The organism is Clostridium sp. D33t1_170424_F3, from assembly GCF_015667585.1.
Taxonomy (GTDB): Bacteria; Bacillota; Clostridia; order Oscillospirales; family Acutalibacteraceae; genus Anaeromassilibacillus.
Map to the genome: position 1 here is coordinate 1 of NZ_JADPEG010000009.1, position 14,625 is coordinate 14,625.

Below are 14,625 nucleotides of genomic sequence, written 5' to 3' on the forward strand. Positions count from 1 at the left end.
CTTGACCATATTTCTTGGTTCGACCCTTTTTCATCAAATTCGTTCTATTCTTAAATCTTTATTCAGTTTTCAGTGTACGACTGAAAGTATGCTGGCAATGGTTAACCTGCGAGAGCAGAGTGACCACAGGTCTGCACCATTAGCTCAGTTGGTAGAGCACCTGACTCTTAATCAGGGTGTCCCGGGTTCGAGTCCCTGATGGTGCACCATGAAGAAGTCGGACGAGGAGGTCAGGGACCTCTGGCCTCTGCGATCTGACGATAAAGATGTGGCCCGTTGGTCAAGCGGTTAAGACAGCGGCCTCTCACGCCGTTAACGTGGGTTCGATTCCCGCACGGGTCACCAAATAGCAGATACGAAAAGTTAAATATATACAGCAATGGAGATATTTACACAGCAATGTGATAAATACAGTTGGTGTCGATGACGATGAGGGTCCACCCGTTCCCATCCCGAACACGGAAGTTAAGCTCATTAGTGCCGACGATACTTGGCTGGCGACGGCCCGGGACAATAGGAAGACGCCAACATGAATATTCCTCCTTAGCTCAGCCGGTAGAGCATGCGGCTGTTAACCGCAGGGTCGTTGGTTCGAGTCCAACAGGGGGAGCCAGACAGTTGCCGCCGTTATTTTTAGCGGCGGCTTATTTTTTTCATTGGGGCCATTAGCTCAGTTGGTTAGAGCAACCGGCTCATAACCGGTCGGTCCAAGGTTCGAGTCCTTGATGGCCCACCAAAACAGGAATGCATTGGATTTTCAATGCGTTCCTGTTTTTTCTTATGCGTTTAATTTTTATAATGCCGGGGAATATATTTCATGAGGTGATAACAATGTCTTACGTCGCTCCGAAGATGCGTACGCATTTTGAATCTTTGTCAATTGATCTGAAAAATGAAATATTGAAACAAGATGTTCAAATCTATACCATGCGCGATTTGATTAATTGTTTGGAGAAGATTGTTTTGGAAGCTTAGTTTGTGATGCATTTTATGATTTGAAAAGCCAAGGAGCATTCCTTGGCTTTTTGTTTTGGCAGTATGGTGAATCATAATTCTTCTTGAGGCTCATAATAAAGCGGAGTTTCTGTAAAATAGAAGAAACAGAACGTATATTTGGGAGACGGATTTTTGGAACGAGTGATCCTGCATTGTGACTGTAATGCCTTCTATGCTTCGGTAGAATGCCAGTTGCATCCGGAGTATCGGGAAGTTCCAATGGCGGTTTGTGGAGATCCCGAACAGAGGCATGGTATCATATTGGCAAAAAATGAATGGGCAAAAAAGTATGGGGTACAGACGGCAGAAACTATTTGGCGGGCGAAAGAGAAATGTCCGCAGTTAGTGCTGGCAAAGCCTCACCGGGAAAAATATGCGGAGTATTCAAAAAGGGTCAATGAGATATACCAGCGTTTTACAGATTTAGTGGAACCTTTTGGTATTGATGAGAGTTGGCTGGATGTTACAGGCAGCCAGAACTTGTTTGGATCCGGGCCGGAAATCGCAGATACATTACGCAAAGTAGTGAAGAAAGAGACTGGATTGACAATTTCTGTAGGCGTTTCATTTAATAAAATTTTTTCAAAATTGGGAAGTGACTATAAGAAACCGGATGCTACAACCGTTATTACAAAAGATAGCATTCCCCGAATTGTTTTTCCACTTCCAGTAGATCGCTTACTGTATGTAGGAAAAAGCGCGAGGGAAACCATGCAAGAAATGGGAATCTGTACAATTGGGGAATTGGCAAGAGCTGACCGAAATCTGCTTCTCGCAAAGTTAGGAAAGATCGGCGGAGACTTGTATGATTATGCAAATGGTTTGGATGAAAGTCCGGTAAAGAGTATTTATGAAGTGCGTGAGGTTAAATCGGTAGGGAACAGTCTGACATTTAAACGGAATCTGCTTGGTTTGGAGGATGTTCGCTTGGGTATTACCGTGCTTGCAGACACAGTGGCAGCCCGTATGCGCCGCAGCGGTGTAAAGTGTACAACTGTGCAAATAACAATTCGGAATCCCAGTTTCAAAACAATTACACGGCAGAAGCCGCTGCCCGTTGCTACCTTTCTGGCGAAAGAGCTGGCAAAAGCGGCGATGCAATTGATTTTGGAATGTTGGAATCTCCGCGCACCGATTCGTATGCTGGCCTTAACCGGGCTGAACCTGTTCCGTGAAGAGGAAGCTCCAGGAGAACAGCTTAGTTTATTTCAGGAATCTCATCAGAATGAAAGAGAAAAGCAGGAACATTTGGAAACAGCATTGGATCGTATTCGCACCAAATATGGAAAGGGAGCAATTTCCATATGCGGCGTGCTGCAAAATGATATCGGCGCGGAATGAACGCACTTGCAATCCTTTTCACTGCCTGTTACAATAAAACAAATAGAAAGCAGGAAGTGAATGCAATGACCCAATATCATATCGGCGATACGTATGTTGTACGTCTGCAAAAGGGAGAAGATATTTTGTCTTCCGTTAAGATGTTGTGCGAACAGGAACATATTGCATTGGGAACAATCTCTGCGCTGGGAGCGGTCAACCATGTGGTGATCGGTGCCTATGAGGTTGAAAAGCAGCAGTATGTTTCTCGTGCGTTTGACGGAACTATGGAAATGACCTCTTTAACAGGCAATATAACCGAGATGAACGGCGGGCCTTACCTGCATGTGCACGCCACATTTGGTAATTTAAATGGAACAGTGATCGGTGGGCATCTGAACGAAGCGGTGGTCAGCGCTACCTGCGAGTTTTTTATCCGTCGGTTGGATGGCCGCATCGGCCGCAGATTGGATCGGGAAACCGGACTGAATATTTTGGATATTTAAAGGAGAACTGTAAAATGGTCAAGCATATTGTCATGTGGAAATTGAAAGAAGAGATAAAGAACGAGCAGTTGAATGAACTGATTACCTCGTTGCAAAGCCGTTTTAAAGCGTTGCTGGGGGTTATCGACGGATTGACTGATATTGAGTTTGGACGAAATTATAACGGCGGGGAATATGATATTGCTTTGTATTGTGCATTTACCACGCGGGAAGCGCAGGATGCGTATCAGAAAAATCCCGCGCATCTGGCGGTTGCGGAAACTGTGCGTGCTTCCACCTGCGGACGCGCCTGTGTCGATTATGAAATTTAATATAACAAGCCGTGTTCCGATGTTCATAGTCGGTGCACGGCTTGTTTTCTGTTTGGACATAAATTGTTCAATTGCTTCTGGAAAAAGTATGCTATGATAACACTGGAATCTTATTATGATCTGTTTAATAATGTGGTTAAGAAAAAGGAGGAATTGCAATGCTTACTGAATTGGAATCTACATTGAAAAAGGTTTTATTGGCGGGAATCGGCGCTGTGGCGGTAACTGCGGAAAAGGCTGACGAGATCATTAAAGAACTTGTGAAAAAGGGTGAGATTACCGTAGAACAGGGCAAGGTGCTCAACGAGGAATTGAAGCATCGGGCGCAGGAAGCAGCTAAAAAGGCGCAGCCGACAGAGCCGCTGGCCGCGCCGCCTAAAAAAGCGCCAGAGGTGGACGTAGACGCGATGAGCCATGAGGAACGTGAAGCGTTAAAGAAGAAGCTGGAAGAGCTGGAAACCAAAGAAGGCAATGGAAAAGACAACACCTTCTGAGCCGGCTGGCAGCAGTGGACGCTTGCGTGAAATTATGTCTATTCTTGCAAAGCAGGATCTTGTCAGGGGCGTTACACCTAAAAAGATGCGCATGGTTCTGGAAGAGCTTGGCCCGACGTTTGTCAAACTGGGACAGCTCCTGTCTATGCGGCGGGACATGATTCCCGCCGCATATTGTGAGGAATTGGCGCTTCTGCGTACCGACGTCCAGCCGCTGCCTTTTTCTGAGATCAAGCGGGTCGTCGAATCAGAATACAAACAGCCGTTGCAGAATATCTTTCTCTCTTTCTGTGAGGAACCCTTGGGCTCAGCTTCCATTGCGCAGGTTCATGAAGCGGTGCTCAAAGATGGCAGGCGCGTGGTGGTGAAGGTACAGCGACCGGGCATCCATGAAACAATGTCGCAGGATATTACGCTTTTGCACCGGGCGGCGGACCTTTTGAAGCTTACGGAGATAGGCACAGTCGTTGATCTGCACATGGTGCTGGGCGAAATGTGGACGGCGGCCCAGCAGGAAATGGATTTCCTGCTGGAAGCGAAAAATGCGCAGGAATTCCGCGAGCGTAACCAATGGATCGCGTTTGTCGATTGTCCCAATATAGAACATCGTTATACCACGGGCAAGGTACTGGTCATGGAATATATTGATGGCATCCCCATTGACGACCTGAAAGCCCTTCAGCTGGAAGAGTACGATTGCAACGAGATTGGTTTGAAATTGGCGGACCACTACGTCAAACAGGTAGTTGACGACGGTTTCTTTCACGCGGACCCGCATCCGGGCAATATCCGTATCCGGAACGGTAAAATCGTATGGATTGATTTGGGAATGATGGGACGTTTGTCCACCCGCGATCAGACATTGTTCCGCGACGGTGTAAAGGCGATGGCGCGCGGCGATGTGGACGAACTGAAAAGAATTGTTCTTACAGTCGGGGTCTGTACAGCGCCGGTCGACCATATAAAGCTGTACTCCGATATTGACGATTTCCTTTCCCGATACGGGAAAATGGATTTAGGCGGCATGAATTTAGGACAGATCGTGGAGGAATTGATGAACCTGGCGGGGGAACATCATATTTCCTTGCCCAAGGGGATGTCGATGCTCAGCCGCGGTATCCTGACGCTGGAAGGCGTGCTCGCCACGCTTAGTCCGGAAATTAACCTGCTTCAGATTATGGCGAACCGAATGTCAGCAGGGTTTCTGCGGGATTTTGACTGGAAACAAGAGATGGCCGGGAACGGACGCAGATTATATGAATCGGCGCATAAGGCGGTCGATATTCCAGCACAGGTTTCAGATTTGCTGCGTATAGGGACAAAGGGGCAAGCAAAACTCAATTTGGAATGGATTGGTTCCGTGCAGCCGCTTGCGAAGATCGACGGTATGGTACATAAAATTGTTAAATGCATTTTAGCTGCGGCTTTTTGGATTGGCTCCTGTTTGCTATGTGCGGCAGACATACAACCTAAAGCGTTTGGAATCCCATGGATCGCTTTGCTTGGTTTTATCGCCGCGCTGTTCTTCCTGAGCTGGTTGCTGTGGGATATGAAGCGGAAGAAGCGCTGACCGATAGGCAGATGCAAAAATCCTCCAATTGTAGACAGGGTATGCCTGCAATTGGAGGATTTTCTGCGTTATACGTTGTGGAATCCTTTGCCGATGATTTCGCTGGTATTGGAAATCAGAATGAACGCGCCCGGTTCCACCTGTTTGATATATTGCCGCAGCATGACCGCCTGATACCGGCTCATAACAGTAAAAATAATCTGCTTTTCCTCATGGGAAAAAGCTCCTTCTGCGTTGCAGACCGTTGCGCTGCGTCCAAGTTTGTGCACGATGAAATCACAGATGGGTTCCGGGTTGCTGCACACCACGTTGAAATATTTGCACATGTTGATGCTTTCAATGACGTTGTCAATCACCAGAGATTTGGTAAACAGACCCAGCATGGAAAACAGGAACGTCTTGATGTCGAAGATAAAGAAGGCGGAAAGAGTAATCAGCAGATCGCTCGCCAGCAGCGCGTTGCCGATGTTAATGCTGGAGTATTTCTTCAAAATCATGGCAACAATATCCGTACCGCCGCTCGAAGCGCCGATATTAAACAAGATGGCGGAACCCAGTGCGGGAAGGACAATGGCGAAAACCAGTTCCAGCATGGGGTCGTCCGTCAGCGGCTTGTCCAGCGGGAACAGGTACTGCATGGCGGATAAACTGACGGAAAGCAGCATGCTGGAATAGACTGTACGCACGCCGAATCCTTTCCCAAGGAAAAGGAAGCCGAGCAGCAACAACATCATATTAACCACAAAGTTGACTGCACTGGGCGAAAAAGGGAGAACCTTGCCGACTGCGACGGCGAGACCCGTCACGCCGCCAAAGGTAAAATTGTTAGGAAATTTGAAAAAATAAACGCCGACCGCGATGAGCAGGGTGCTGAACGTGATCAAGGTGTAATCTTTGATCGAATCCTTTTTCATCGAAATGCCTCCCTAAAGGTTCTATTTGCCTTATTATAGCATATCTGGTCTGAAACAGTCTCTTTCCGAAACGAAAATTTAAGACAGAATGATCCGCTGTTCCCGCAGCCATTGGAAACGTTGCTTCTGGTTACAGCATAAGGTTGTTTTAAATTCTTTGGAAGCGAAAGGGGCGATTGATGCAGGAAAGGGCGCATACTTGAAGTAGAAGGAAGAATTTGTTATAATAACCTTAATTATTGTCGGAAAAGGGAATCAGCGCTCAATCCGATAGGCGTCAAGATGCAGGGTCCGCCGACTGCGTCCGGTACAAAAGAAAGAAGTTCGGCGGGGAATGGAGTTTATATGGCAGAGGTCACTCTTTTAACGTATACGCCGCAGCCGGAAAAAACGGTCGCGATGGCGGCAAAACTTTGTTATTCCCCTTCGTCGATTGCTTCCATTGGGGAAGGGCTTACAGAAGAAAAAACGGCTTCTTTTGTGGAGATGCTGTCGGAGATCGGCCACGAAAGCCCGATTGAGCATGCGTCTTTCACTTTTGGAATTGAAGGGGTTTCCCGTTCCCTTCTGGCGCAGATCACGCGGCACCGTATCGCGTCCTTCAGCGTGCAAAGTCAGCGGTATGTGGCGGAGAACCATTTTTCCTATGTGGTTCCGCCGGAAATCGAAAAGATACCGGAAGCAAAAGCAGAATTTCTGGCCGCAATGGAAGAGGATCAGCGGCATTATGAGTGCCTGACAGCAATTTTAAAGGAAAAACATAAAAGAGCTTTTATTGAACAGGGCCGGGAGGAGAAGGCGGCGGACCGCGCGGCGGAAAAACAGGCGATTGAAGACGCGCGTTTTGTCCTGCCCAACGCCTGCGATACCAAAATGGTCTGTACGTTTAACGCGCGTTCCCTGCTGAATTTCTTTACGCTGCGCTGCTGCAACCGCGCGCAGTGGGAGATCCGGGACGTCGCCACACAGATGTTGTTTCTGGTGCGTGAGGCGGCGCCGCATCTGTTTGCGAGCGCCGGTCCGTCCTGCTTGCGGGGCGCCTGTACGGAAGGGAAAATGTCCTGCGGCAGGGCGCAGGAAGTGCGCGCATTCTTTCATGCGGAGGATGCGGAATGAGTGGGGCTTTGATCGCGGTGGAGGGACTGGACGGCAGCGGCAAGGCGACGCAAACCGCGCTGTTATGCAGGGCTTTGGAAAAGCGGGGCGTTGCCCTGCGCCGGATATCCTTCCCCGATTATGAACAGCCCTCCTCCGCATTGGTAAAAATGTACCTGGGCGGCGCGTTCGGCACGGATCCGCAGGCGGTCAATGCTTATGCGGCCTCCTCCTTTTATGCGGTGGACCGCTTTGCAAGCTTTGCGCAGTTTTGGAAGCCGGATTATGAAGCTGGCAAAACCATTGTGGCGGACCGATACTCCACCTCCAATATTGTCTATCAAATGTCGAAACTGCCCCATGAAAACTGGGACGCTTTTATCGAATGGATCTGCGACTATGAATATCATAAGCTGGGACTGCCGGAACCAGATTGCACCGTTTATCTGGACATGCCTCCGGAGGTGAGCCAAAAGCTGCTTAGCACGCGTTACCACGGCGATGAGCAGAAAAAGGACATTCACGAGCGCGACACGGCGTATCTTTCCGTCTGCCGGGAAAGCGCAGCCTACGCGGCAAAAAAGCTCGGCTGGCTTGTAATAAATTGTGCAGAGGGCGACAATGCTAAAGCAGTAGAGCAAATTCATGAGGAACTGATGAAACGATTGGCAGAGGAGACATTTTTACATGTTTGATTTCAGGATACCGGAGGTTTCCGATCGCGAATGGATGCAGCCGGCTTTGACCGCGTCCGGCGGGAGGGGCAGCGAATTTGCGTTTGGCACGCTGTACCTGTGGAGTGATGCGTATGCGACGAAGGTCTGTAAAATGGGCGATCTTATTCTGCGCTGTTCCGGCGGCCCGATGCGGATGACATACCAACTGCCCTTGGGCAATGGCAATTTGCGGGACCAGGTGGAACTGCTGCTGGCGGATGCAAAGGAGCGCGGCTGTAAATTCCGCATCTGGGGTTTGACGAAGGAACAGACCGAAGCATTGGAACAGGCAATGCCGGGAAAATTCCGGTATCAGCTGGACCGCGCATCTTCCGATTATATTTATGATACACAGAGCCTGATCCAGCTTTCCGGGAGGAAGTACCACGGCAAACGCAACCATCTGTCCCGTTTTCAGCGGACGTACGACTGGTCTTATGAGGACATTTCTCCGGATAATTTTAAAGACTGCCTTGCGGTTGCGCGTGCCTGGTGTGAGCAGAACGGCGGCTGCGGGGAAGAAGATGGAACGGACAGTGAGAACTGTGCCATTCACAAGGCTTTTAAATATTACGACGCATTGCATCTTTCCGGTGGACTGCTCCGCGTAGAGGGCAGACCGGTTGCCTTTACGGTCGGCGAGGAGATCAATCCGGAGGTTTACCTGCTGCATTTTGAAAAAGCGTTAAGCGGCTATGAGGGGCTTTATCCCGCGATCAATCAAACGTTCGCCGCGCAGCATCTGGAACCGTACCGCTATGTCAACCGGGAAGAGGACCTGGGAATCGAGGGGCTGCGCAAGGCAAAGCTCTCCTATTACCCGGCGATTCTCCTGGAAAAATACGTAGTTACCCTGCTGGAGGAAATGCCGGAGATCCCGGAGGAATAAAAGGAGGCGGCGCAATGATCGGCTTTGCAAACTGGGAAGACCGCCCGGCTTTGGCGGCGCTTTGGCAGGTAAGCTTTGAGGAAGAGCGCCGGTATGCCAACTTCTTTTTTAATAACTGTTTTTTACCGGAAAACTGTCTGGTGTACCGGTCCGGGAACAGGGTGGCTGCCATGCTGCATCTGCTGCCCGCGCGGGTCGTGCAGAACGGGAAGCCGGTCCGCGCGCACTATGTGTTTGCATGCGCCACACAGCCGGAGCATCGTTCTCATGGATATATGAACGCTTTGCTGGCGTACGCGGCCCTGGTGGGCACGCAAAGGGAGGAACAGTACTCCGTTATCCTGCCCGCGAACCGGAGCCTGTACAAATACTATGCAAAATCGGATTACCAAACCTTCTTTGAGCGGGACGAATACGAACTGTCCGACCTGCAAATGCGCGCGGTTGCGTCGGAACAGCCGTGGGGCCGGGCGGTTTTCCCGCCGGGACAGCTCAACGGCATGAGAGACGGGGCGCTTCAAAATCAAAACGGTTCTGTTCTGTGGGACGACGCCTCGTTTTGGTTTGCCATACAAAACCAGTTGGCCTACGGTGGCAAACTGGTCTGTGCGGAGAGAACGCAGGGGTTCGGCTATGCGCTTTGCCGGACGGCGGAACGGGATACCTGCGAGGTGACGGAGCTGATGAGTTCCGGGAACAGCCTGCCAGATGTGTTGGCGGGAATCCTGAAGGAGATGCCCGCGCAGCTTTACCGCCTGCGCTTTCCTAAAAACAGCGGACTGCTGAAACGGTTTGCAAAAGAACCGCTTCCTCCGCCGTCATCCGTTGCGTGCGGCATGATAAAACCGCTGGGCGGCGTTTCTCTGGAGCAGCTCCATGCGGGGCCAAACGTGCCGTATCTGGGCCTGGGAAAAGACTGAATTGTATTGATAAGGGGTGTGCAGCTATGATTTATGTATTTCTGGCAAACGGTTTTGAAGAGATAGAAGCGTTGACGACGGTGGACATCCTCCGCCGTGCGGAATTGGATGTAAAAACTGTGGGCGTCGGCGGCAAAACCGTCGCCGGTTCCCATGGGATCGCCGTTGTGGCGGACTTGAAAGAAAAGGACGTTACAACGGACGGACTGGAATTGGTGGTGCTGCCGGGCGGGATGCCGGGTACGCTGAACCTGGAAAGATCTCCGATTGTTACGGCCTCTGTTCGCTACTGCCTGGATAACGGCCTGTATGTGGCGGCTATCTGCGCGGCGCCGTCCATTTTGGGGCATATGAATGCGCTGAAGGGTTGTACGGCGACCTGTTTTCCAGGGTTTGAAAAGGAATTGAACGGCGCGAGTTTGTCCTCCCAGCCGGTCTGTGTCAGCGGGCGGATCATCACCGGCAAGGGCGCGGGCGTGGCGGTGGACTTTGCCCTGCGCATTGTCGCGGAACTGTGTGGTTCACAGCAGTCCGTTGCGATTAAAAAGGCGCTGCAGTGCCAGAACTGAGCGTCGTTTTCCCGCATGTAAAATAACAGCCGGTTGTCCTGCGTGTACTGGGCCGGAAAAAGGATGATGGCATTATGTATATCAAAAATATCAAAGAGCTGAAAAAAAACCTGCGCGCTCGGTACCGCCGCTTCCGGGAGAAGATGAATGCAGAACATAAAATCCGCCTGGACGCCAACATTCAATGCCGTCTGCTGGCGCTGGATGAATACGCCAAGGCGGAAACTGTTTTTACGTACGTAAGCAAATCCATTGAGGTAGATACCTTTGCAATTATCAACGCGGCGTTTGCCAACCACAAGCGCGTGGCGGTGCCGCGCTGTGTGCCGGATACCTTTGACATGGAGTTTTATTATATCACCTCACTCAGCGATCTGGAGAAGGGCGCCTTCGGCGTGTTGGAGCCGATGCCGGAAAAATGTGAGAAAGTGACCCGCTATGGGAAAGCGCTTTGTATCGTTCCCGGACTCAGTTTTGACGCACAGGGGTATCGTCTGGGGTATGGGAAGGGCTATTACGACCGCTATCTCGCGCAGTTCCGGGGTGTGACGGTCGGTATCTGCTACTTGGGGTGCATCCAGTGGAACCTGCCGCACGGTTACTATGACAGGCCGGTGGATATCCTGATTACGGAAAAATATGTCAGACGAATCGCAAAGCAGGAGGATATGCCATGAATGACGACAAGAACCTCGACGACCTGCGAAGAAGGCGGGTCGAAAATTTTAAAGTACAGATTCCGGACGAAGAGTTCGTGCCGGATAAAGAGCCCCCTGTCCTGAACAGCCACAGCGACCCGGAGGCGGCGCGCCGCGCGACCAATCAGGCGGAGCGGCAGGCCATGCGGAAAGCGGAGCGGGCGCATAAGCGGCGGAATCGGGAAAAGCGCGGGAAAAACAAGCTGTTTTTCCGCCTGGTCTGGCTGGTTATGGTGCTCTTTGTCGGCTTTGCTCTGGCGCAGTACGCCGTTACGGGCATCAACGACATGCTGGCCATCGGCAGAGAAAAAGTCGGCGTCACAGTGGAAATTGCAAAGAACGCCAGTACGGAGCAGATTGCAGCTGCATTACACACCGCGGGAGTGATCCAGCGCCCGGATTTCTTCAAGCTTTATTCCAAGCTGACCAAAGCGGACGGGCACTACAACAACGGTACTTATAAGATCGACACCAGCATGGACTACGAGGCGATCATCAACAGTTTGCAGTCGAATGCAAACCGCGTCGACATTGTAAAAATCACGTTCCCGGAGGGCACCAATGCGCCGGAGGTTGCCCAGCTGCTGCAGGACAACGGCGTGTGCTCCAAAGATGAGGCGCTGGCCTATATCAACTCCAGTCAGCTGGACGAAAAGTACGACTTCCTTCAAGGTTTATCCGGTGAGCGGTATTATCACATGGAAGGCTATTTGTTCCCGGATACGTATGACTTCTTCAAGGATGAAGCGCCGGAAAACGCGATTTCCAAGCTGGTGAGCAACTGCAACAGGAAGCTGACCAAGGAGGTACGCGACCAGATTGCCGCCAGCGGTATGACGACGGACGAAGTTATGACGTTGGCTTCCATGATCCAGGCGGAAGCGGCCGATGAAGAGGACATGTATGTGATCTCCTCTGTGTTCCACAACCGTTTGAACAGTGACGGAACGGACGGTTTGCTGCGTTTGCAGTCCGACCCGACAATGTACTATCCGTACCGGACAAGGGCGGCGGTTCCGGAAGAGATTCGGGACACCTATTCCAGCAAATACAACACGTACGAAATTCAGGGCCTGCCCGCCGGACCAATCTGCAATCCCGGCTCCAAGGCGATCGACGCCGCCCTGAATCCGAAGGATACCAAATACTACTATTTCTGCCACGATGCGGAGCGCAACGCCTACTACGCGCGTACGCTGGATGAGCATCAGGCAAATCTGAGGAAGGCGGGACTACGATGAGTTGGACAGCGGACCGTCCGGAACTGTTGGCGCCCGCGGGAGATAAAGAGCGTTTGCAGGCGGCGCTGGATTTTGGTGCGGATGCGGTATATCTGGCGGGGGAAGAATTCGGCATGCGAACTGCACCCGCCAACTTCAGCCGCGAAGAGTTGGAGGACGCTGTTAAGCTGGCGCACAGCCGCGGCGTGCGGGTCTATCTCACCTGCAACACGGTGCCCCGCAATGAAGAGATTGACCGCCTGCCGGACTATTTAGAATTCATCCAGGCGGCAGGGATCGACGCGCTGATCGCAACGGACCTGGGGGTCATGGAGCTTGCCAAAAAATATGCGCCAAAAGTGGAATTGCATGTTTCCACTCAGGCCGGCGTTGTCAACCACGCGGCCGCCAATGCGTTTTATCAGCTGGGCGCGAAGCGTGTGGTGCTGGCGCGGGAGATGCGCCTGGACGAAATTGCCGAGCTACGTGCCAAGACGCCGAAGGATCTGGAGATCGAGGCGTTTGTGCACGGCGCAATGTGCATGTCCTTCTCAGGTCGGTGCCTGCTCTCCAACTATATGGCGGGGCGTGACGCCAACCGGGGAGACTGCGCGCAGCCCTGCCGCTGGAAATATGCGCTGGTTGAGGAGAAACGCCCGGGCCAGTACATGCCCATCTTTGAGGATCAGGAGGGCTCCTATATTTTAAATTCGCGGGATATGTGTATGATTCATTATATCCCGGAGCTGCTTCAGGCGGGCGTCACCAGTCTCAAAATCGAAGGCCGCGCCAAATCCGCCTATTATGTGTCCGTTGTGACCAACGCGTACCGCAGGGCGCTGGACGAGGTCCTTGCGCATCCGGGGTGTCCGCTGCCGGACTGGATTCCGCAGGAGCTGGAAAAAATCAGCCACCGGGAGTACAGCACGGGCTTTTATCTGGGCGGCGAGCCGGGACAGGAGACGAAATCCGGCGGCTATGTACGATCCTACGAGGTGATTGCAATCTGTGAGGAATATAAGGACGGCGTAGCGGTTCTGTCGCAGCGCAACCGGTTTTTCCGCGGTGATACGGCGGATGTGCTGGAGGTGGGGGAAGAGCCGTTCCTGCTGCGGATGGACGAGCTCTTTGACGCGGAGGGCGAGCCGATCGAGTCCGCGCCGCACGCCACGATGACCGTGCTGCTTAAAACGGAACGGCCCTTGAAAAAGGGCGCGATTTTGCGGAAAAAGAGAACCGAAGCATAGGAGGGACGTCCATGGGAGGAGAAACGGCGGTGCAGGCCGCTTCGCTTCAAAAAGTGCGTTACGAGTGGGTGGACGCGCTGAAATTTCTGGGTATATTTGCGATCTATCTGGGACATCTCGGCGTCGCCGCCGGAAGCCTGTATCCCTTTGTGTTTCAGTACCATGTTGCGCTGTTTTTCTGGGCCTCCGGCTTTTTTGCGCCGCGCGAGGAGGAAATGGCGTTTTGGCCGTTCTTAAAAAAGAAAATCTGCTCGATCCTCCTGCCGTATTTTGCGTTCAGCCTGATCAATCTGGCGGTGGACGTTTTGGCCTGGGGCAGTACGTTTACGGAATTCCGGGAGCTGATTTCCGCCATGTTCATGGGAGTGCGCACACAGACCGTGGCGGCGGCGCTCTGGTTCTTACCTTGTCTGTTTGTGATACAGATGGCGCATTACCTGCTGAAAAAGCTGCTGAGGAAAGAGTGGCTGGTGCTGATCGTCTGTGTGGGGCTTTATGTGCTTTCTGAGATCGGTATCCCGTACCGCCCGGTGGGCGAACCGCAGATGTTTTTTGGAATCGACAGCGCCATGTGCTATATCGTTTATTTTTCGCTGGGCGTTTTGCTGTTTCCCTGTCTGCGGGGCTTCCGATTCAGGAGCCTTGCTCCCTTGGCGAAGGCCCTGTATGCGGCTGCGGCGCTGTTTTGTGCGGCAGTGGCCTGTGTGATCTATTTTAAAGGCCCGTCCTTTCCCATCGAGGCGCTTCCGTTTTCCCTGCCCGGGTTTATCAAAGTGTTTTATTCGGCGGGGCTTGCTTGCGCGTTCCTGTTCCTGAACTTTATCGCCGCGCGTTTTTTGGCTCGTGTGCCGTTGTTTACGGATATTGGGCGCAATACGCTGATTCTATGCGGAACGGAAAACCTGTTAAAAGAAACGCTGGCGGCTCTGCTGTCGTTGGCGGGTTTAAAATTGCAGGTGCCCTCCCAATTTGCCGCGTTTGTCTACGCGTTTTTCCTGCTCTGGCTGTCCAGCGTCACGGTTGTGCCCTGGATTCGCCGGCACAGTAAAATCCTGTCCGGTACGTTCCGCTTCCAGTGACATACCCGGTACCCTGTCGTTTAAACATCCTCTTTCCGGTTTATACTAGAAAGAGGATGTTTTTATATGGCAGCAAGGACG

General features: G+C 51.8%; 15 protein-coding genes, 4 tRNA genes and 1 rRNA gene. 19 read left to right on the forward strand and 1 reads right to left on the reverse strand.

Annotation, left to right across the window (positions count from 1 at the left end):
* Positions 1 to 133: 133 nt before the first annotated feature.
* The 10 genes from I4V53_RS07355 (at position 134) to I4V53_RS07400 (ending at position 5,197) form a co-directional block, all read left to right on the forward strand.
* A tRNA-Lys gene (locus I4V53_RS07355) sits at positions 134 to 209 on the forward strand.
* Between the two features lie 61 nt (positions 210 to 270).
* A tRNA-Glu gene (locus tag I4V53_RS07360) sits at positions 271 to 345 on the forward strand.
* A 68-nt stretch (positions 346 to 413) separates the two neighbouring features.
* Positions 414 to 530: ribosomal RNA gene (gene rrf / locus I4V53_RS07365) — 5S ribosomal RNA — on the forward strand.
* A gap of 7 nt (positions 531 to 537) precedes the next feature.
* Positions 538 to 613: transfer RNA gene (locus tag I4V53_RS07370), tRNA-Asn, on the forward strand.
* 46 nt (positions 614 to 659) lie between these two features.
* Positions 660 to 736 (forward strand) — tRNA-Ile (locus I4V53_RS07375).
* Positions 737 to 1,137: 401 nt separating this feature from the next.
* A complete protein-coding gene (gene dinB, locus I4V53_RS07380) occupies positions 1,138 to 2,337 on the forward strand; it encodes a DNA polymerase IV (RefSeq protein ID WP_353616497.1) in 1,200 nt (399 codons plus the stop codon).
* Between the two features lie 65 nt (positions 2,338 to 2,402).
* Positions 2,403 to 2,822: a PPC domain-containing DNA-binding protein gene (locus tag I4V53_RS07385; protein WP_195985027.1), complete on the forward strand. Its 420-nt coding sequence runs from the start codon at positions 2,403 to 2,405 to the stop codon at positions 2,820 to 2,822.
* 14 nt (positions 2,823 to 2,836) lie between these two features.
* Entirely contained in the window at positions 2,837 to 3,133 is a 297-nt protein-coding gene (locus I4V53_RS07390; protein ID WP_195985029.1) for a Dabb family protein, read from the forward strand.
* Between the two features lie 158 nt (positions 3,134 to 3,291).
* Positions 3,292 to 3,627: a phasin family protein gene (locus I4V53_RS07395; protein WP_195985031.1), complete on the forward strand. Its 336-nt coding sequence runs from the start codon at positions 3,292 to 3,294 to the stop codon at positions 3,625 to 3,627.
* Between the two features lie 22 nt (positions 3,628 to 3,649).
* Positions 3,650 to 5,197 carry an ABC1 kinase family protein gene (locus tag I4V53_RS07400; RefSeq protein WP_286167069.1) on the forward strand — a complete coding sequence of 516 codons (1,548 nt, stop codon included), beginning with the start codon at positions 3,650 to 3,652 and terminating at the stop codon, positions 5,195 to 5,197.
* A 68-nt stretch (positions 5,198 to 5,265) separates the two neighbouring features.
* Here I4V53_RS07400 and I4V53_RS07405 read toward each other — a convergent pair whose 3' ends face one another.
* Positions 5,266 to 6,111 (reverse strand): YitT family protein, encoded by an 846-nt coding sequence (locus I4V53_RS07405; protein WP_195985035.1) that lies wholly within the window; start codon positions 6,109 to 6,111, stop codon positions 5,266 to 5,268.
* Positions 6,112 to 6,456: 345 nt separating this feature from the next.
* Between I4V53_RS07405 and thyX the strand changes: the two genes are divergently transcribed.
* The 9 genes from thyX (at position 6,457) to I4V53_RS07450 (ending at position 14,544) form a co-directional block, all read left to right on the forward strand.
* Positions 6,457 to 7,227: an FAD-dependent thymidylate synthase gene (thyX, locus tag I4V53_RS07410; RefSeq protein ID WP_195985037.1), complete on the forward strand. Its 771-nt coding sequence runs from the start codon at positions 6,457 to 6,459 to the stop codon at positions 7,225 to 7,227.
* Complete coding sequence (locus I4V53_RS07415) at positions 7,224 to 7,901, forward strand: dTMP kinase (protein WP_195985039.1); 678 nt, start codon at positions 7,224 to 7,226, stop codon at positions 7,899 to 7,901. Before thyX ends, I4V53_RS07415 begins: the two co-directional genes overlap by 4 nt.
* On the forward strand, positions 7,894 to 8,811 hold the full coding sequence (locus I4V53_RS07420; protein ID WP_195985040.1) for a DUF2156 domain-containing protein: 918 nt from the start codon (positions 7,894 to 7,896) through the stop codon (positions 8,809 to 8,811). Before I4V53_RS07415 ends, I4V53_RS07420 begins: the two co-directional genes overlap by 8 nt.
* Positions 8,812 to 8,825: 14 nt before the next feature.
* Complete coding sequence (locus tag I4V53_RS07425; protein WP_195985041.1) at positions 8,826 to 9,731, forward strand: GNAT family N-acetyltransferase; 906 nt, start codon at positions 8,826 to 8,828, stop codon at positions 9,729 to 9,731.
* Positions 9,732 to 9,757: 26 nt separating this feature from the next.
* Positions 9,758 to 10,300, forward strand: coding sequence for a DJ-1 family glyoxalase III (locus I4V53_RS07430; protein ID WP_195985042.1), 543 nt, complete (start codon positions 9,758 to 9,760; stop codon positions 10,298 to 10,300).
* Positions 10,301 to 10,374: 74 nt separating this feature from the next.
* A complete protein-coding gene (locus I4V53_RS07435; protein WP_195985043.1) occupies positions 10,375 to 10,977 on the forward strand; it encodes a 5-formyltetrahydrofolate cyclo-ligase in 603 nt (200 codons plus the stop codon).
* Complete coding sequence (mltG, locus tag I4V53_RS07440) at positions 10,974 to 12,239, forward strand: endolytic transglycosylase MltG (RefSeq protein ID WP_195985044.1); 1,266 nt, start codon at positions 10,974 to 10,976, stop codon at positions 12,237 to 12,239. The genes I4V53_RS07435 and mltG overlap by 4 nt, the downstream gene beginning before the upstream one ends.
* Positions 12,236 to 13,465, forward strand: a complete 1,230-nt coding sequence (locus tag I4V53_RS07445; protein WP_195985045.1) for a peptidase U32 family protein — start codon at positions 12,236 to 12,238, stop codon at positions 13,463 to 13,465. The genes mltG and I4V53_RS07445 overlap by 4 nt, the downstream gene beginning before the upstream one ends.
* Before the next feature lie 11 nt (positions 13,466 to 13,476).
* Positions 13,477 to 14,544 (forward strand): acyltransferase family protein, encoded by a 1,068-nt coding sequence (locus I4V53_RS07450; RefSeq protein ID WP_195985047.1) that lies wholly within the window; start codon positions 13,477 to 13,479, stop codon positions 14,542 to 14,544.
* The last annotated feature ends 81 nt before the right edge of the window (positions 14,545 to 14,625 follow it).